This is a genomic window from Candidatus Auribacterota bacterium (assembly GCA_026392035.1).
Classification (GTDB): Bacteria; Auribacterota; Tritonobacteria; order UBA1439; family UBA1439; genus JAPLCX01.
Window position 1 is genome coordinate 1 of the sequence record JAPLCX010000121.1, and the last position, 17,797, is coordinate 17,797.

Genomic DNA, 17,797 nt, shown 5'->3' on the forward strand with positions numbered 1-17,797 from the left:
TCCTTGAAATTCCAAAAGCCAAGTGAGATAATCTTGTTGCATCTGATGCGTCCTCCTTGCCTGAATCACAAAGAGGGTATTTTACCGCATCAGATGCTTTTTTTATCCGGTTTAACCCATACTATCGTGCTTTGAGCCTAAAATATTTATTTAATACCCTCAATTCGTTTCTCATCATTTCGAGACTGCTATCTTCTTCAATACATAAACTCAAAAGCGCAACAAGGTCGTGTATCCTGGGGAGTTCTTTCCCTCTGGACACAAGAAATGCCTTCAATGCCTTCTCGGCAACCTGATGGCAATGATAACAAACCATATCGGTTGGAGGCTCCTCATAGTATCCCACTATCCCCTCTGCGGCCTTAAGATCGTGCTCCGCCTTAAGCAGCCAGTCCTGGAAGTTCTTAGAGTTTTTTCTCATACAATACTTTGCCCTTGGACAGAATTTCCTTTGTAAAAGGATTGCCTCTCTCCAAGCTCCTCTCAACCTCCTCTGGCGTATACACAAGAATATCCATGGGGAACCTGCGTTTGGGAAAGAGATCGGATATCTGGACCGACCTATCATCCCTTCGCAATTTGGAGTTCATTATAAGGAACAAATCGATATCGCTGTCGGGAGTTGGCTTGCCCCATGCATATGAGCCGAATAGAATAATCTTTTGAGGCTGGAAATGCTTTTTTATCACATCAGTAATTTCCACAACTATTTTGTGAGCCATATTTCACACCCCCTCTGATATAAGGTATTCTAGCACATTATCAGTTCCATAGAGCTGCAAACCACTAATCCTGAAATCTGGGATTTGCCTGCCCGCAATCGCTCTCTCCAGGGCAAAGCGGGCGGGGGACTTGGGATTTCCTGTAATACTGCCCCACCAGCTCCTTCACTCCCAATGCCACCGCTGCATCAGACGTGCGGCCCGCCTTCCAGCCTAGGCCGGCCAGTTTTTCTCCATTCAGCCGGACCTGAGGGACATCTCCTGGCCATCCCCTCTCTCCACCCGTATACTTAATCTTCACCCGCGTGAGTCCCATTCCTTGTATCACCCGCTCGGCAATCCTCCGTACCGATGTTGCCCCCTCGACGGCCAGATTAAAATAGTTGAGCGCTTCACGGGCATTTGTGTATCCGAACCACATCCCCTCGATGCAGTCGGAAACATGCAGGTATGGCTTGGCCTGTCTGCCGTCCCCGAGGATTTTCAGCTGCGACGGGTCTTTGATCAGTCGGGTAACAAAGTCAAAGGCCGCGCCGTGCGTTCCATTGCGGCCGATGATGTTGGCGAAGCGGTAGATCCAGGCCCTGATGCCGTAGTTGTGTGCAAATGCGCTGATCAGGGCCTCGCAGGCGAGCTTGCTCGCCCCGTAAAAAGAGATCGGGAAGAGCGGCCCGTAATCCTCGGGCGTGGGCATGATCCGCGGTCTGTCTCCGTACATGGCTGACGTGGACGCGAACACAATCTCCCTGATCCCCGCCAATCTCATTCCCTCCAGCACGTTGTAGGTGGCGACTGTCCCGAGATTGAGATCGAGGTCGGTATGTTCCGCTCCGCGCCCGATATCGGAATTTGCGGCCATGTGGAAGACGCAGTCGTGCCCGGCGATTTCCCTGAAGAGCAACTTCCTATCCAGAAGGTCGGCCTTTATAAAAACGAACCGCGGGTTCCCTTTGTAATCTTTTAAAAACTCTCTCCGCCCGAGAAGGAGATTGTCGTACGCCGTAACCCCATGGCCCCGCTCAAGGAGAAAGCCGCAGAGGTTGCTCCCGATAAACCCCGCGCCTCCTGTCACGAATACCTTCATCATTGATCCTCTCGCATTCAGATCGGTTTTCCCCACCGGTGGCCGATGTAGCTGATGCCGCCGCATTGCGCATACCGGCTCTCACTGTCCTGAAATATTCGAACAGACGCGCAATTCTTCAGGAAATCGTACGGCCCTTCCTCCAAATCCTTCGGCATAAGCCCCACGTCAACATAGTAGATTCCGGCAAGCAGCTCGATGGCCGGGAATATAAGCTCAACCGCGGTCTCGGAAGCCTGCTCCACGGCGTTCAATGGAATGAGCCCGGAATGCGTCTCCATCACATTGACGCCGTCTGCCCGGTGTATCGCGACGCGAATCTTGAGCGATTTACACGCGGCATCCTCTTTGCGGAAGGCAACCCTCATCCGTACCTGCTCTCCCGTCGCGAAAACATACTTGTCCCCGCCGCCGGCGTCTGAAAAGGTGACGCCGGTCACCCGCGCCCGGCCGCTTCCCCAGCGCTTCTCATCTCCCGCCGGCACAAAATCCTTTCTCACCTCCACCGTCTTCTTCTGCTTCAACGCTTCCTCGGCCGCGCGCCGTTTCTCATCCTCGTGCGCCGTGAGCAACTGGTAATCATGGATCACCTTTTCGGGATCGCCGATGCTCACCGCCTGCCCCTCGTGGAGCAGCATCACCCGGTCAGAAAACTCCTTCACGTCGCCCATACTGTGGCTGACAAATATAATCGTCTTCCCCTCCCCCTTGAGCCGCCTGAAGACGTCGTAGCACTTCTGCTGGAAACTCGCGTCGCCCACGGCGAGCACCTCGTCGATCAGCAGGATGTCAGCGTTCACCATGAACGCCACAGAAAATGCAAGCCGAACCTTCATCCCCGACGAAAAGTTCTTGAGCGCCTGTTCCTGGAAACGCTCCATCTCGGCAAAGCCAATGATATCGTCATAGAGCGCCGCCACCTCTTTCCTGCGCAGTCCGAGCACCGCGGCGCTCAGGAAGACGTTTTCCTTCGCGGTCAGATCCGGGTTGAACCCTATCCCGAGTTCCAGGAACGGCGAGACGGTCCCGTCGAGCGTGATCCCTCCCGTATCGGGGGCGTAAATGCTGGACATGATCTTGAGAAGGGTGGACTTGCCGCTCCCGTTCTTTCCGATGATGCTGAAGAACTCACCCTTGTGGACATCGAAGCTGACCCCGCGCAGCGCCCTGAGCGGCTTGAAGTTGGTGGTCCTTCCCAGAAGAAAACCGAGCACGTGCTCCCGCAGGGTCATCTTCTTCTCGTGCGGAATCAAAAAGGTTTTGGAAATATCATGCACCCGGATCATAACTACAGCCCAAAGTTGAAAGTGTAAGGTTTAAAGAATACTGTGAAAAAATACGCGCAATCTGCAGTTAATCGCTATAACGCTTTCTCCGTGCCTCCGTGGTGAAAGCTTTTTATAGGTACTCAGCCGCACGCGGCGCACTCCGGCGGAACATCAGAAATCCGATCACAAGCAGCAACAGGCTCTCCGAAAAAATAACACAGTTGCCGATGATAAAAGTTTTTGCGCTGTAGTTCGCGTCAAGGATGCGCCCCTCGACCATGACCCTTTTTGAATACTCGACAATAAACGTTATCGGATTGAGGAAAAGAAGCTTGTGGAATCTTGCCGGCACCATTTCAATGGGATAGATAATGGGCGTCGCGTAGAATCCCGCGGTGATAAGAATTGTCCATATCTCCACAATGTCCCGGAATCTGAGGTACGCTACGCTCAGGAGAAAGGAGAGTCCCAGGACTATCATATATAGTTCCACGATATACAGCAGGAACAGGAACGAGTAGCGGTTGAAACCGACACCGTCAATCAGAAAAAAAACGATGACAATCCCCATGTTGATCAGAAAGGTGAGAATATAGTTGAGGGAGGTTCCGAGCACAGCTATGGAGCGGGGAAAATAGATCTTGCCTATGATATGGGACTTGCCGAGCAGCGACTGTATTCCGGCGGTGCTGGCCTCTGCGAAATAGCTCCAGAGAAAAATGCCCAGGAGGAGTTTGTCCTTATAGCGGGGGTCCGCGCCGCGGAAAATAAAATAGCCGAACACGATATAAAGGACAAAGAAGATTCCCAGCGGCTTTAAGATAGACCAGATATAGCCGAGAACGGACGTGCTGAAGCGCAGCTTGAAGTCGGTCAGGCCAAGAACCTTGACAAGCTCAAAATATCTCGCTCGTCCTCGCAACATTGTTCGTTATCCTCTGGGGATAGTTCCTCTTTGAGAATGGGGAGAGTGTGTCACACCGAGGGGACTTTGTCAAGAAGGCAAGGATGACGTGGCAAGGATGACGAGGTGGGACAAACCAAATTTCGCAATCCTCAGCCGGAGACCAGGGTTTTCCGTGAGCCGGGTCATGGGGTATGACTGGAATCAGCGCCCTCTATGCGCTCTATTTCACGCCTGGGGACATCCATTGTGATCACGCCGCCACTCACAAATACACCTACCGTGATTCCCTCGGGATTCTCCTTTGTGATCGCCCCCTCTATCACCGCCCCGGTTTTCAGAAAGACGTGTGAAATGACCGGCGCCTCTACCTTCAGCCGGCTCTCGATAGGCAATTCGGGGGGCATCGGAACGGGAGTGGGAGGCTGCATGAAACCACTCCGGTGAATTTCCGCCGGCGGTCGCCCCTTCTCGAGAGTCATCTCCCACCTGACGGAAGAAAAGTCACGCCAGAAAGCTTCGTCGGCAAGGAGCGCCTTCACCCGGTTATTACTGAGTACGCTGATCCAATCCCTTCGGCTCAGTGCGTCTATAATCCCGCCTTCGTCTCTGACCGCCCGGTAGTGCGCGTTCTCCACCATCCTCGCATACGCGGGCTGTCCATGGAGTCTGTTCCTCACCGCCGGATCTCGCGCGGCGGCAAAAAGGCCCTCCAGCCGGCGCATCGGTGTGAGGCCGGCGATCGGGTTGTGGCGATGCGCCCACAGGATACCACGCGATTCGCCCCAGAGCGCCCGGGCGCGCGGATGCACCTCTCCCCACTCTGCCTCGATGCAATCGAGAAACCAGATGACCAGCAGGATAATGATCATACCCTTTACAAGCGAAAACATTCCCCCAATCACCCTATCGGCTGCCCCCTTGCTGAATGCGAGCGCCTTCGCGTGAATCAGCTTTTTGCCGAGCCGGCAGGTGATGACATAGAAGGAAATGAAAACCACAGTCCCGATCACGGCGATCGAAAACGGCGCGGAGAGAATCCCTGATGGAAAGAGGACGCCCAGGAGGAACGTGACCAGCCATCCCACAACGAGGCCGATGAGCAGCGCGGCGAGCGCGACTACCTGGAGGAGAAAGCCCCGCAGCGCCCCGAGAATGAAACAGAGGAGGAGAACGACACCCAGGACGAGATCCAAGCTTACCATGCGCGCCTCTATCTATCTGTGCGCTATTGTATGACAACTATTCTCCGACCGTCCAGAGGATTAGTACCGTCCCACTCGTGCTATAATGATTGCATCAATAGCCATGATGGAAACCCGTTACCACCGCTTTTCCAGCTACCTGAGGCAGAGGTTCGGCTGCCGCGTCTACCGCGTCCCTCTCGACGCCGGCTTCACCTGCCCCACCCGAGACGGAACCATTTCACGCGGGGGCTGCCTCTACTGCGACTCCAGGGGGTCTGCTGCCATGCGCGCGGACCGGGGACTTTCCGTCAGGGAGCAGATGCTGAGCGGAATGGATGGAATGCGGCGTCGCTATGGCGCCGCGAAGTTCATCGCGTATTTCCAGGCGTTCACGAATACCTATGGGCCCACGGATCACCTGAAGCAGCTCTACACCGAGGCCACAGACCTACCCGACGTGGTCGGCCTCTCAATCGGCACACGGCCGGACTGCGTCCCCGACGAGGTGCTGGACCTGATCGCTTCGTTCGTCACCCGATTCGACACGTGGATAGAGTACGGTCTCCAATCCGCCCACGACTCAACCCTCCGCGCGATCAACAGGGGGCACACCGTGGCGCAGTTCTCAGATGCCGTGAGCAGGACCGCGGCGAGGGGCATAAAAGTGTGTGCCCACATCATCCTCGGCCTTCCAGGGGAGACGGGCGGGATGATGAACGAGACCGCACGATTCATAGCCCGCCTGCCCGTTGATGGCGTCAAAATCCACCTCCTCCACGTCCTGAAAGGGAGCCCGCTTGAAAAGCTTTACAGCGAGGATAAGATCGCACTCCTCCCACAGGAAGGGTATGTCGCGATCGTGTGTGATTTTCTCGAGCTGCTGCCGCCCACCGTGGTAATCCAGCGCCTCACCGGCGAGGCCCCGCGCGAAAATCTGGTTGCCCCCCTCTGGGCGCTTGACAAACACGCAGTGCTGCGCGCCATTACCAGTGAGCTTGAGAAACGGGATTCATGGCAGGGGAAAAACAGCGCCTCACCGGCGTAGCAGGTCAGCAACGAATCATCCCCGCCAGAGGCGGTATTTTCGCGAATCCCTCGCCGGGTGTGGCGATGGAGGGATACAGGGGATACACCTGAGGGGTTATTGACGTGAAATCCTGTCCAGGAACGGAATGTGCGATTTCAGTCCAGCCCATAGCGAGGGCACATAACGGTGTTTCTGTCCCCCGCCCTGTGACTGTTCATGGCTCATCCCCTCTGGCGCATGTGATCTCTCTCGACCCTTCATTATGCTCAGATAGACATCAATGAGTTCTCGCGTGGGCAGTGAGGTAGTGCCATGGTCTTCAGGCGCGCCGGTGCGGGTAGTCACCTTTTCTCGCAGAAAGTTTTCCAGGATATCAATCTGCCCTTCCCAGTCACTGTGTGCGGCAACGGTGTCCCTGCACCCGCTCGAAATCCGCTCGCGCAATCCCCTGTCCTCGATCAACCGGGAGAGCACGCTCCTGATCTGTTCTTCATTGTCGGGGTCCACGATGAATCCATTGTAACCGTCCACCATGTACTCACGGATGCCTTCCACATCACCCACAACGGGAATTCCGCCGCAGGCCATCATCTCCAGTGGCGGGTAGGCGAAACTCTCCACCCTGCTCAATTTGAGCAAGATGTCGCAGTTCGAGTAGATGTACCTCATTTTATCTATGGGGACTCTGGTAAATACCCTGTGCCCGAGGAAGCCGGTCCCCATCGCATGGGGGGCCTTCCCCTCGACCAGCCATACCGCGCACCCCGTTTGCCGGGCAATTTGCAAGGCTCGCTCCACCCCCTTGAACTCTATCCCCAACGGCCCCTCCACGAGGATTCTCACTCCCGGCGTGCCCTCATCCCTCACGCGCGCGTGCGATGGTGAGGAGATGGCCCTCCCTAGGGAAGTGACGATGCAAGGGTCGTTGCCGCATGAAGCGACCCTCAGTATGCTCCCCTCCCGCGACAATTTTCTGACGTGCCGGTTTTCCTTCCAGGACGCACTCGCCAACAGGTCGATCTCGGGGCCGCCGGCAACCGCGAGGCTGATGGAAAAGAATTCTACCGTGTTATCCGCAACTGATCCCGGGTCTATTCTTATCCTCCTTATTCGCGGCAGGTCATCCATTGCGATGACCTTGTCAACCCAGTCCTCGGCTATTTCAAACATCAGGCTCTGCTCCTCGGAAAAGCCATCGCCAGTATCCCAGAAAAGCTGCGCCTCCGTGGGGGAGGCCGACCTCACCCTGAGACTGAGGAACGCCTGGCACCCCCACCCCGCTGGCAGCTGCCGGGATGCAGGATCAACGGGGCGGAAGAGGTCCGTGTTGAGCTGGTTTTGGACACGGCACACGTCTCTATGGTACTGGCACTTCAAGAATTCGGCGAGCCACCGGCTCACGGTAATCACGTGATAGTTGAATGTGTAACTCAGTGCAGAGAAGAAAGATTCCACCTTCTGCCCGGGGCTATAGAAACGAGACTCGACGGATTGGATAAGGTAGAACTTGGCTTTTGCGGGCAGGGGGGCGATGAGGTATGCGGTCTCCCACCACGTCGCGATGAGCGCATCAACATTGGCAGGGATGTCCCGGAGCGTGATGAGGGGGATGGCGCCGTGAGGGAACCATGAGAGGGGGGGCGCCGCATCGTGCGGGACCGCGAACATGACATCGTGTCCGCGCTTCCTCAATCGCATGGCGTGTTCCCACGCGACGTACGTCCCCCCGCTAATCTCAACTGAGGGGAGGACATAGACGATCGTCAATGGGTTTGCTCTCATTTTTTCTTGCACCACAAAGGCGCCACCGGCTGCACGCTCATCGGGATATACCTGCTGCCACCAAATACCAGATGCTCTTTGCCATTAACCGTGTAGCGCGCGTTGCCATGGATCGAGGCTGCCAGGTTGATCGCGTTGAGCACCACCCTTCCATTGTAGTGGAAGATATTATAATGGTCGAGGTTGTCGAATACCCACAGGTCTTTATCCATAATCTTCCTCGTGCGCCGGAGCCTGACCCTCTCCCGGACGATGTGAGGTGCTAGAAGCATCAGGCTTTTAATCACCCTTCTCAGGAGTTTCCTCACCGCTCTATCACCCTGGAGCCTTGCCCTCGTCGCCCACGGGCCCCAGAACTCCTTCCGAAAATATCTTACCGCGGCGGGGATATGTTTCAGCTCGTAATTCTTCAGTATGACGATCAGATAATTCCTCAAGAAATAGTACAGGGTGAAGAATATATCCGTCTCCTCCCGTGAGGAGGTGCGATATTTATGATAGACTATACTCCTTGGTTCGGAGAACAGCTTATACCCGGCAAGATTCGCCCGGTAGCACACGTCGAAGTCCTCGCCATAGGTGACAAACGCCTCGTCGAACAAACCGAGCTTCTCGAATAACGCCTTCCGCATGAACACACCCGCGAAAATCCCGCCGAAGACCTGTTCCCTCTTTTCAACGCGGCGCAGATCCAGCAATCCCACGGAATTATCCCGCCACAGGTGGAGACAATGCCACTGAGTTTTCGTGCAGTTGATAATCATGGGGTTCTGATAAAAAAGCATTTTGGGGAAGATGGCAAACGTATCCTCGGGCGCCTCCGCGAAGCAGTTGACCGCGTGTTCCAGGCAGCGGTTGTCCAACACCGTGTCGTTGTTCAGCAGGAGAAGTATCTCTCCGTTCGCCGCGCGTATCCCCAGGTTGTTCCCCCTGCAGAATCCGACATTCCCTTCCTGCCGCAGCACCCTGACATCCTTGAACGAGTCCAAAAGGCCGAGAGAGTTGTCTGTAGACCCGTTATCCAAAACGATTATTTCATAATGCCTGTAGCTCTGCGCGCGGATGGATTCTAGGAGTTCCCCGAGGTGCTGCTCGCCGTTCCAGTTCACGATGACGATGGATATGAGCGGGTTATGGCGGGGATGCAGGTACTCCTCTCCTGCCGTGGAAAAATACTTCATACCCTGATCGCCGAAAAATAAATTTTCGACAGCTGCAGCGCCAGCCCGGACCGCCTCCACACCAACGCCGAATCGTGAAGCGAGGGCTTCGGCGTCCAACCGAGAGTGGGCCCCTCGCAACAGATCCAGGAACAGGTCGTCAACCCAGAAGAGGTCCCCGCGCGATGATTCTACAAGCACGTGCCGGATGCCGCATATGGAGGCTGTTTCCGCGCGCAAAGTAAAGACCGCGATTTTATTTTTGCCCCCGCTGTCCATAGGGATCTAAACCCCGCTTGCCACATATGCGACGATCGCAAAAACCAAGGCCATGGGGATAATGCAGCGCACCGGGTGCGACCGCATCTCCCGGAACAGATGCAGCATCATTGCGGATGCAAGCACCGCATTGACCAGATAGACAGGATAGCCGTACCGTTGGTTGACCAGGAAGGGGATCGTACCCACAATCACAAAAAGCGCGATGCCGAAAAGAAATAGGGCCCTGTCGTCGCGCGCAAAGTGGATTCCCCCCAGGGTGCCGTACGCCAGAACCGTGGCCGAGAGAGCTACATTTAACAATATGATGAGTGTTTTCTTCACGCCGGGGTGGTTCGCCCTGTGCCATTCACTGAACGACTTATGGGGGAAGAACCATGCGAGGTTGCTCCCCACCGTCAACCGGCCGATTTTCTTGATGTTCCAGAAAATGTATCCGCCGGGGTGCTCCTTGATATTCTGAAACGCCACGCGGGTAAAATCCCTCCCCTGCGCCCGGAGTTCGTGATCGCCGTACGGCAATCCACGGTACGGAGGCTCATCGCCCTCGGTGTCGGGGCGTGAGCCGAGCCAGAACCCGACACCGCTGTATTCCTTCGAGAAAAGGGAGCACTCTCCGAAGCACACCCTGTTCTTCAGAGGCACGGGGATAACCAGCGCGATGGCGATGATACAAGCGGGAAGCAATCGCCGCGTGTAATGGAAACCCGCGCATCGGCAGACAATGATTCTACCCGCATCAACCAGAATGCAGGCGAGGATGATGGCGACCGGCAGCGCGGCGAGGATCGGCCGGGTCAATCCCCCGGTGCCGAGGAAGATCCCCGCGCAGATGGATTGCCGGAGGTATCCTGCCCCCGGCCGCGGGTCCATAAGCTCCACGAGGAAATACAGCGCCGCGATGAAGGCAAAAAAGTAGAGCGGCTCGGTCAATATCGTCGGCGACAGCACTATAAGGCCGTCACACACAGTGCAGAGCAGCGCCGCGCAGACCCCGGCCGCACGCCCGAATATCTTTTTGCCGATGGCATATACAAGGAGCAGTGTGACGGTGCTCAGCAGGATATTGCACAGTCGCATTCGAAATATGCGCCTGCCGCATAGCTCGTAGAGGCCCGCCAGGTAAAGCGGATTGCCCGGGAGGAGGTTGAAGGAGAGCGGGCTCACAAGATAAGCCTTCACCCCGTGAGATTGAATCGCCTGCACATGGTTGAAATAGGTACCCTCATCGGGCCAGCGGCATCTGAGATGCTCGATATCATTCGGGAGGTACGATGAATGGAGGAGATACTGGATCCTGATCCAGATTGTAAGGATTGCTATAATGAGCGGGGGAAAACAGTCTCGGATAGAGTACATAGCGCTCAAGGCTACTACAGATGCCGCAAAGTGAAAATATAAAATTTAATCTACCCGCAATTCCCCGGTTTCGGGTGGGCAGCTTGAGTTATCCACTGTCGTAGAGCACCCTCAATGGTGCCATATTCCCCATAACTGATTCCTTAAATCTACCCCTCAGAAAATGCGACAATATCCTCTCTTTAGGAAGCCAGTTGAGAATTTCCATAGTATCCAGCCCTGCAATAATCAGCGGGAGCGCCTGTGGCCGGTATGATTACTTTACGTTATACTCTTCTCAATGTATTCCATTGGTAATCCAGTCGTACAGATCGAGAGAAAAAAGGCTGGCCGAAGTTCAGATCAATATATGCGAGGGATACCGATCGTATCAGCATAACAAGGGCAATCGTCGGGGGGACAATCTTCGTGAGGTGGTTTATAATCCTTCACGCCTGTTTACGAGATACTACCTCTCCCTGCTGGCCGCCGATGCGCACCATGCCCGATTGCACCACGGCGATCATCACACCCGGAATGAATATCAGTGACTGGGGGACAAGGAAATATCTCGACTCGGCCCATGGAACGGCCCAACCAAAATGAACCCCAAACCACAACGGCACAATCGCCCAGAAAAATCTCCGCAGAACAGCCGGCCACATACCAATGGAAAAGATGGCCAGGAACGGCAATATTCCCATGGTTCCGAACATCTGCACCCATGAAATTACCCGGAAGAAGTTCCATTTGATCGTGTCAAGGCCCGGCTTATGGCCGTAACAATCGAGCATCTCCTGAGGGGCGTAGGCATACCGCAGTCCCAATAGGATAAGCACGAATACAGCGATAGAGAGGAAACCCGTGACAAGATTCCTCCAGCGCATCTCGGCATCATGCGTCCGGCACACGGCAATCAACATGAAGGGTATGAGGAGGCCTGTTTCCCGATTGAAGGCCGCCAGTACGGAGATGGGGAGTATCCAGATATACTTCGCCATCAAAATAGTCAATCCCGCAGTCAAATAGAACAGTATGTCCGCGTAGGTGTTAAACTCAAAATCGCAGTCATAAAGGCTATATGTCATACCCCACGCAAGCATGGAAAGCCCCACAATGATGGCATACAGGTTAAGTCCGAGTCGCCTGTAGTAGGCCGCCGCAACCAAAAAAATAAGGATGTTCTGGATAATGCGAAAAGAGATAAACGCTGTTGCCAGGGGATGAGGGAATTTAAGTGTATGCGTGATAAAGGAAAATATTTCTACAAGATACGTCGTCAGCACCCGATACTGCCAGGGGCTTCCTGCAACACCATGGATCATGGCAAGATGCCGTTTTAACTGGTTTCCCTGCTCGATATAGGCAAGCCCCATCGCGCGCGCTTGGATATACACGGTGAACCCGCTGAGAAGAACGGCGCATATAATCAGCAATACCACAGGCAATCTGCTATTGAACATAGCCCCCCTTCCAGTCCCCTGCATGTCTATTACAATCCAACCCCGTAAAAAACGGTTCGGAGACTGCGCACTGGCCTCCACGGAAGTTTCTACAATTTGCATATTATACATATTCTCGACTGTATTGAACACCAATAGTGATTTCGGCTATAATAAATCTATGCCGATATACGAGTACGCGTGCGACAGGTGCCGGAAGGTCTTCAACTTCCTCGTAAGGAACGTCTCTTCCCACAAAGCGCCGAAGTGCCCGCGGTGCGGGAAGGGAGGGATGAAGCGCAGGGTCTCGTCGTTCCGCATCGGTCGGAGCGACGATGCCCGCATGGAAAAGCTCGCGGACCCGTCATCCCTCGCCGGCCTCGATGAGAAGGACCCGCGATCTCTCGCGAGATGGATGAAGAAGATGGGGAGGGAGATCGGCGAGGAGATGCCAGAGGAGATGAACGACATGGCGGATCGCCTCGAGACGGGAGAGAGTCCCGAAGAGATTGAGCGTTCCATGGGGGAGGGCGGCTACACAAAGGACGATTCCGGTGAGCTCTACGAGGCGTAAGCGACGGGGCCTTCCCTTTCTAATCTCATTTGTTGGGCCGTCGGGCGCGGGTAAAACCACCATCATAGTAAAGCTCATCCGGGAGCTTGAGAAGCGGGGCTTCCGTGTCGGAGCCATCAAGCACAGCCGCGCCGGCTTCACGCTCGACCCTGCGGGGAAAGACAGCGCCAGGTTCAAAAAGGCCGGCGCCAGAACCGTCCTGCTCATATCCCCCGCATCACTCGGACTGATCTCCGACCATGGGGAAAAGCTTTCTCCCGCGCGGGCGGCGGCAATGTTTTTCAAGAACGCGGATATCGTCCTCGTCGAGGGGTGGAAGGAATCGTCCCTCCCCAAGGTCCTCGTATCAGATACACGCACGCCCCCGCACGGCATTAAAAATATTGTCGCCGAAATAGGAAAGAGGGGGACCGTTCATCACGTCCCCCTCTTCTCGCCTGCCGATATCGCCGCACTCGCGGACTTTATCACCTCTTTCAATCCTCTATCTTGACCTTGTATCTGCCGTAGTAGGGATAGGGCGGGTAGTATGCCGGAGGCGGGTAGGAAGGATTATAGGGATCGTAGTAGTAGGTGGGCGGGTAATAGTAGCCGGAGGGCGGTGGATAGTAGGGATAATAGTAGTGATAGGGGTAACGATACTCCTTCACCTTGCCGTAGGGCGTGTAATATTTGCTCTTGACCTTCACCCTGTCATCCGCCATGGCGACCGATGCGACCATCACCACCAGTGCGATGAGCAGCGCAACGCTCACAAGCCTCTTCATCTCGAACCTCCTCTCTTGAAACACCCTCTCATCACAACCTACACCTGGGTTTATAGCAAATCCGGTGCCAGCAATGCAATTCTCTCCATGACTTTCTTCCTAGTACTGCGTGGAGGCTATAATCTCCTCTCCATCAAAGTGATATGAGCCATCTCTCACCGCTGCGGACAATGGCTCACCCTCATCATGCTCAGAATATCATGCTCAGAATAATGGCGACGGCGTGCTCCATTTGATAGCATACACGCAGACAGCAGAGTCACTATGGAGCGAAACTGCAGCCCAATGTCCAACGTGTAATGTTTACAGATACAGAGCCCTCATAAGGCAGTGATCCATACCCTCTGCAAAGATCCTGCATGATCGGAGAGATTCTCCCGCGATGATTTCAAAACTTGGTGAAAAATACAAAATCCCCGCCGCGCTCATCGACGTGCTGAGAGACAGCGGGTATGGGTCGCTCTATCCCCCCCAGGAAGAGGCTCTCAGATCGGGCCTCCTCGAGGGGAAAAATCTCGTTCTTGCCATTCCCACCGCCGCAGGGAAAACGCTCGTCGCCGAAATCTGCATGGTGACGCGCATCCTCCGCGAGAACGCCCGCTGCATCTACGTGGTTCCGCTCCGGGCGCTCGCCTCAGAGAAGTACGAGGATTTCAAAAAGAGGTACGCGCCCCTGGGGATCTCCGTGGGACTGGCGACGGGCGAATACGACATGCCGGGAAGCAAGCTCGCCAGGCACCAGATCCTGATCGCCACCTCCGAGAAAGTCGATTCCCTCCTCCGACAGAAGACGCACTGGCTTTCCGAATCGCTCTCCGTGGCCGTGCTCGATGAGATCCACTACATACACGATGCCGAGCGCGGCCCCACCATCGAGATCATCGCCGCGCGGCTTCGCCAGGTCAACCCGGGACTCCAGATCCTCGCCCTCAGCGCGACCATACGCAACGGCGCCGAGATCGCGCGGTGGCTCGATGCGACGCTCATATCGAGCGAGTGGCGTCCCGTCCCGCTCATCGAGGGCGTCTACTCCGGGAATACAATCTTGTATTCCGATTTCACCACCCGATCGCTGGTCGCGGCGGGCGGGCACCCCGTGGAGGCGCTCGTCAACGACACCGTCGATGAGGGCGGACAGGCGCTGGTATTCGTCAGCTCCCGGCGCTCCACTCACGCCGTGGCTCGGTCTCTCGCGCCGCACGTGCGGCAGAGGCTCACGCCTCAGCAAAAAGCCCTCCTCGGCGATGTCGCCGAACGGGCGGCCGGGGCCCTCTCGGAGCAGACGCATCTCTGCACGGCCCTGGCGGAATCCATCCGCAGCGGCGTTGCCTTCCACCACGCCGGCCTCCACCATGAACAGCGCCGGCTGGTGGAGGACGCGTTTCGCGGAAATCTGATAAAGGTGATCTGCGCGACGCCGACGCTCGCCGCCGGCGTGAACCTCCCCGCCCGCCGGGTGGTGATCCGTGACTGGTGCCGCTACGAGATGGGGCGCGGCATGAAGGCGATCCCGGTGTTCGAGTATAAACAGTTCGCGGGGAGGGCGGGGCGCCCTGGGTACGATTCACAGGGAGAGGCGATACTCATCGCGAAGGAGGAGCGTGACCGAGAGATCCTGTTCGAGCGCTACGTCTCCGCCGACACCGAACCGCTTCGATCGCAGCTCGGCGCGGGCGGGGCGCTCTCCTCCCATCTCCTCGCGTCAATCGCCTCCGGATACACCGCCTCGCACGAGGAGATCATGGACTTTCTCTCACTCACCTTCTTCGCCCTGCAGGAAGAGGTGGGTGCGCTCTCCTGGAAGGTGGAACAGATCATCCAGTTTCTCCTCAACGAAGGTCTGATCTTCGCCCGCGGATCTGGCGATCCCGATTTTCGCCTCACCACCTCGACAATCCTTTCCCCCACCGCGTTCGGGACGATCGTGTCCCAGCTCTATCTCGATCCCCTCTCAGGCCTCACCATAAAAAGAGGGCTTCAGGCGCTCGGCGAGCGCGCTCCCTCCGAGCAATGCCTCCTGCACCTCGTCTGCTGCTGCCCCGACATGGGACTCCTCAGCATTGGCAAGGCCGACTACGAGAAGTTGATTAACGAGGCGTTCGCCGCGCGAAACAGATTCCTCATACAGTGCCCTGAAGATGCGGACGAGGCAGAGGAGCGCCGGTTCCTGCAAGCGATACACACGTCACACCTGATCGGCGCATGGATTGAAGAAAAAGAGGAGGAATTCATCTGCGAGAAGTTCAGGATCGGTCCTGGCGACATCAGGAGGCTGGTCGAAAGCGCCGACTGGCTCCTCTACTCGGCCGAGAGAATCGCCAGTCTGCTCGAGATCACGGGCGCTCATCCGGCGCTTAAAGAACTCAGGCGCCGCGTGCGCTATGGCATCAGGAGAGAGCTCCTCGAGCTCGTGAGCCTGAAGGGTATCGGCCGCGTGCGGGCGAGAAACCTGTTCCGCCACGGCTACAGGGCTCTGGATGAGATCCGAAAGGCGAGCGTCAAGGAACTGAGCGCCGTCCCCACCATCGGCCGCCAGATCGCGGAGAGCATCAAAAAACAAGTGAAATAGCTTCTCTGTTTCACCACGGAGGCACGGAGATCACGGAGAAGATTGTTATCGGTATTAACCGCGGATGAGGCGGATTGAGCGGATTGTTAAAGGAATAACCACTGAATGCACTGAGAACACTGAAAAATAGCTTATCTGTTTCACCACGGAGCACACGGAGGACACGGAGAAAAATAAATTTGGGATAAACCACGGATTAATTGTAACCACAGATGAACACGGATAGACACAGATAAACACGGATTGTCACTTCTTCTAGAAACCAAAAACGAGAAACTGTTGTTGCTGTTGTAAGGGCCTTCGTGTCCTCCGTGGCTCCGTGGTAAATAATCATCCCTCCATCTGCTTCTTCAGGTCGGCGATGCGCTCCATGATCTTCTCGCTGATCCGCCTGTACCCCTCTCTATTGCCGGGACAGTCCCTGAACTCCTCGTACGTGATCAGGGGCCCATAGGCGATCCTGATTTTCCGTGGTCGGGGGATCACTGCGCCCTTCGGGAGCGCCTGCCAGGCGCCCGAAATGTAGCAGGGGATCACATCCGCCTGCGCGTGGGATACAAACATACCAATTCCTTCTCTCCCGGGCCCGAGCGCGCCGTCGAGGCTCCGCGTGCCCTCGGGGAACATGAGCACAATCTCGCCGGTCTGGATCAGCTCGATAATCCTTCTGACCGCCGCAATGTCAGGGAAACCGCGCGTGATGGGGACGAAATGCTGGCAGGCCATGATGAAATCAACCAGCCTGTTCTTTACGAGGCTCGAACGCCCCAGGTACCAGATCTTCCGGTGCAGCCCCATGCCGCACAGGAAGGGGTCAAGGGCGCTCGCGTGGTTGACGGCCAGAATAGCCCCGCCGGTGCGGGGGACGTTCTCCAGGCCGTGCACTTCCCAACGGAAAGGAATTTTGAAAAGAACCCGGTATATCTTCCAAAAAACGGTATATGCCCGGTCGTAAAATGCCTGACTGAACTTCACCGCAACTTCTCCAGTGCGCGGAATACCTCGTCGAGATTCTTGACGTACCGCACATCGGTCTCCGCCTCAATCTCGGGGGGGATCCCGCTGTTGAGCCCCCTGAGGACAAAAACCGGAATTTTCTTCATCCACTTCGTCCATGCGATCTCGCAAATGGTGCCACAGCTTACGCCCACGCAGATCATCGCGTCCGCGAGTTCGGCAATGCGGGCGTGCTGCTCGAGCCAGGTGAGGTCCGTGTGGGTCTCATCACAGAGGCGGCTGTTCCGCTGCACCCGGCTCGTCGCCCCCTTCGCTGAAGAGCCCGAGGTGGGGATCAGACCGAGCAGCCTCCGGCCATGCGCCGCCCGGTAGGCCTCTGCGGCAATGACCGGCACGCCCTGGTCGGGGACCACGACGAGCTCGAGCCCCGCCGCCGCGAGGAGCCGCCCGGCCTCCGCGGCCTTTTCCCGTATGAGCGCCGCGCTGACGCCTGCAGCCCCGGCGACCCGTTCGATGTTGGATGGACCGATCACCGCAACTTTCATACTAGTCCCATTACTCAAAAAGTTATTACGGGGAGCATAAAATATTTGACATGTCATTGCGGGTGAAATACTCATAGATTGTTGGTATTCGTGTTGGTAAATATTGCATAACCCTTTGTTAGATAAATAATTGGGTATTTTATATACTTTCCTTTCTTAAACCGGTTTAAGAAAGGAGATTTATCATGTCAA

At 55.9% G+C, this 17,797-nt stretch carries 17 protein-coding genes; 4 read left to right on the top strand and 13 right to left on the bottom strand.

All coding sequences use genetic code 11. The features are described from left to right. Positions 1 to 121 precede the first annotated feature (121 nt). The 6 genes from NTX71_12540 to NTX71_12565 all read right to left on the bottom strand — a co-directional run bounded on the left by NTX71_12540 (position 122) and on the right by NTX71_12565 (position 5,183). Positions 122 to 421, bottom strand: coding sequence for a HEPN domain-containing protein (locus NTX71_12540; GenBank protein ID MCX6340720.1), 300 nt, complete (start codon positions 419 to 421; stop codon positions 122 to 124). Further along, positions 405 to 722 (bottom strand): nucleotidyltransferase domain-containing protein, encoded by a 318-nt coding sequence (locus NTX71_12545; protein MCX6340721.1) that lies wholly within the window; start codon positions 720 to 722, stop codon positions 405 to 407. Before NTX71_12545 ends, NTX71_12540 begins: the two co-directional genes overlap by 17 nt. A gap of 64 nt (positions 723 to 786) precedes the next feature. Beyond that, entirely contained in the window at positions 787 to 1,809 is a 1,023-nt protein-coding gene (locus NTX71_12550; GenBank protein ID MCX6340722.1) for an NAD-dependent epimerase/dehydratase family protein, read from the bottom strand. 14 nt (positions 1,810 to 1,823) lie between these two features. After that, on the bottom strand, positions 1,824 to 3,092 hold the full coding sequence (locus NTX71_12555) for an ABC transporter ATP-binding protein (protein MCX6340723.1): 1,269 nt from the start codon (positions 3,090 to 3,092) through the stop codon (positions 1,824 to 1,826). Positions 3,093 to 3,204: 112 nt separating this feature from the next. Then, the gene (locus NTX71_12560) at positions 3,205 to 3,999 is read right to left on the bottom strand and encodes an ABC transporter permease (protein ID MCX6340724.1); all 795 of its coding nucleotides are present in this window, start codon (positions 3,997 to 3,999) and stop codon (positions 3,205 to 3,207) included. A 164-nt stretch (positions 4,000 to 4,163) separates the two neighbouring features. Further along, on the bottom strand, positions 4,164 to 5,183 hold the full coding sequence (locus NTX71_12565) for a CvpA family protein (GenBank protein ID MCX6340725.1): 1,020 nt from the start codon (positions 5,181 to 5,183) through the stop codon (positions 4,164 to 4,166). Positions 5,184 to 5,268: 85 nt separating this feature from the next. Between NTX71_12565 and NTX71_12570 the strand changes: the two genes are divergently transcribed. Beyond that, the gene (locus NTX71_12570; GenBank protein ID MCX6340726.1) at positions 5,269 to 6,210 is read left to right on the top strand and encodes a TIGR01212 family radical SAM protein; all 942 of its coding nucleotides are present in this window, start codon (positions 5,269 to 5,271) and stop codon (positions 6,208 to 6,210) included. Positions 6,211 to 6,306: 96 nt separating this feature from the next. On the opposite strand, the gene NTX71_12575 is transcribed toward NTX71_12570, so the two are convergent. From NTX71_12575 to NTX71_12590, 4 genes are all read right to left on the bottom strand, one after another. After that, positions 6,307 to 7,974: a glycosyltransferase family 4 protein gene (locus tag NTX71_12575; GenBank protein ID MCX6340727.1), complete on the bottom strand. Its 1,668-nt coding sequence runs from the start codon at positions 7,972 to 7,974 to the stop codon at positions 6,307 to 6,309. Then, on the bottom strand, positions 7,971 to 9,413 hold the full coding sequence (locus tag NTX71_12580) for a glycosyltransferase family 2 protein (GenBank protein ID MCX6340728.1): 1,443 nt from the start codon (positions 9,411 to 9,413) through the stop codon (positions 7,971 to 7,973). The genes NTX71_12575 and NTX71_12580 overlap by 4 nt, the downstream gene beginning before the upstream one ends. A gap of 6 nt (positions 9,414 to 9,419) precedes the next feature. Continuing rightward, entirely contained in the window at positions 9,420 to 10,772 is a 1,353-nt protein-coding gene (locus tag NTX71_12585; protein ID MCX6340729.1) for a glycosyltransferase family 39 protein, read from the bottom strand. Positions 10,773 to 11,200: 428 nt separating this feature from the next. Beyond that, positions 11,201 to 12,193, bottom strand: a complete 993-nt coding sequence (locus tag NTX71_12590; protein MCX6340730.1) for a hypothetical protein — start codon at positions 12,191 to 12,193, stop codon at positions 11,201 to 11,203. 181 nt (positions 12,194 to 12,374) lie between these two features. Here NTX71_12590 and NTX71_12595 point away from each other — a divergent pair, with 181 nt between their 5' ends. Beyond that, complete coding sequence (locus NTX71_12595; protein MCX6340731.1) at positions 12,375 to 12,767, top strand: zinc ribbon domain-containing protein; 393 nt, start codon at positions 12,375 to 12,377, stop codon at positions 12,765 to 12,767. After that, positions 12,748 to 13,260 (top strand): molybdopterin-guanine dinucleotide biosynthesis protein B, encoded by a 513-nt coding sequence (mobB, locus tag NTX71_12600; protein MCX6340732.1) that lies wholly within the window; start codon positions 12,748 to 12,750, stop codon positions 13,258 to 13,260. The genes NTX71_12595 and mobB overlap by 20 nt, the downstream gene beginning before the upstream one ends. Here mobB and NTX71_12605 read toward each other — a convergent pair. After that, the gene (locus NTX71_12605) at positions 13,244 to 13,534 is read right to left on the bottom strand and encodes a hypothetical protein (protein ID MCX6340733.1); all 291 of its coding nucleotides are present in this window, start codon (positions 13,532 to 13,534) and stop codon (positions 13,244 to 13,246) included. The genes mobB and NTX71_12605 overlap by 17 nt on opposite strands. A gap of 382 nt (positions 13,535 to 13,916) precedes the next feature. On the opposite strand from NTX71_12605, the gene NTX71_12610 reads away from it, so the two are divergent. Continuing rightward, positions 13,917 to 16,103 carry a DEAD/DEAH box helicase gene (locus NTX71_12610; GenBank protein MCX6340734.1) on the top strand — a complete coding sequence of 729 codons (2,187 nt, stop codon included), beginning with the start codon at positions 13,917 to 13,919 and terminating at the stop codon, positions 16,101 to 16,103. A gap of 330 nt (positions 16,104 to 16,433) precedes the next feature. On the opposite strand, the gene NTX71_12615 is transcribed toward NTX71_12610, so the two are convergent. Next, positions 16,434 to 17,078: a lysophospholipid acyltransferase family protein gene (locus tag NTX71_12615; GenBank protein MCX6340735.1), complete on the bottom strand. Its 645-nt coding sequence runs from the start codon at positions 17,076 to 17,078 to the stop codon at positions 16,434 to 16,436. After that, positions 17,075 to 17,605: a hypothetical protein gene (locus NTX71_12620; GenBank protein MCX6340736.1), complete on the bottom strand. Its 531-nt coding sequence runs from the start codon at positions 17,603 to 17,605 to the stop codon at positions 17,075 to 17,077. The genes NTX71_12615 and NTX71_12620 overlap by 4 nt, the downstream gene beginning before the upstream one ends. Positions 17,606 to 17,797 lie beyond the last annotated feature (192 nt).

Coding starts and splice junctions, on each gene's coding strand:
- NTX71_12605 (MCX6340733.1), bottom strand. CDS start 13,534: ATGAAGAGGCTTGTGAGCGTTGCGCTGCTCATCGCACTGGTGGTGATG.
- NTX71_12560 (MCX6340724.1), bottom strand. CDS start 3,999: ATGTTGCGAGGACGAGCGAGATATTTTGAGCTTGTCAAGGTTCTTGGC.
- NTX71_12575 (MCX6340727.1), bottom strand. CDS start 7,974: ATGAGAGCAAACCCATTGACGATCGTCTATGTCCTCCCCTCAGTTGAG.
- NTX71_12555 (MCX6340723.1), bottom strand. CDS start 3,092: ATGATCCGGGTGCATGATATTTCCAAAACCTTTTTGATTCCGCACGAG.
- NTX71_12550 (MCX6340722.1), bottom strand. CDS start 1,809: ATGATGAAGGTATTCGTGACAGGAGGCGCGGGGTTTATCGGGAGCAAC.
- NTX71_12570 (MCX6340726.1), top strand. CDS start 5,269: ATGATTGCATCAATAGCCATGATGGAAACCCGTTACCACCGCTTTTCC.
- NTX71_12565 (MCX6340725.1), bottom strand. CDS start 5,183: ATGGTAAGCTTGGATCTCGTCCTGGGTGTCGTTCTCCTCCTCTGTTTC.
- NTX71_12580 (MCX6340728.1), bottom strand. CDS start 9,413: ATGGACAGCGGGGGCAAAAATAAAATCGCGGTCTTTACTTTGCGCGCG.
- NTX71_12585 (MCX6340729.1), bottom strand. CDS start 10,772: ATGTACTCTATCCGAGACTGTTTTCCCCCGCTCATTATAGCAATCCTT.
- NTX71_12545 (MCX6340721.1), bottom strand. CDS start 722: ATGGCTCACAAAATAGTTGTGGAAATTACTGATGTGATAAAAAAGCAT.
- NTX71_12595 (MCX6340731.1), top strand. CDS start 12,375: ATGCCGATATACGAGTACGCGTGCGACAGGTGCCGGAAGGTCTTCAAC.
- NTX71_12620 (MCX6340736.1), bottom strand. CDS start 17,605: ATGAAAGTTGCGGTGATCGGTCCATCCAACATCGAACGGGTCGCCGGG.
- NTX71_12540 (MCX6340720.1), bottom strand. CDS start 421: ATGAGAAAAAACTCTAAGAACTTCCAGGACTGGCTGCTTAAGGCGGAG.
- NTX71_12610 (MCX6340734.1), top strand. CDS start 13,917: ATGATTTCAAAACTTGGTGAAAAATACAAAATCCCCGCCGCGCTCATC.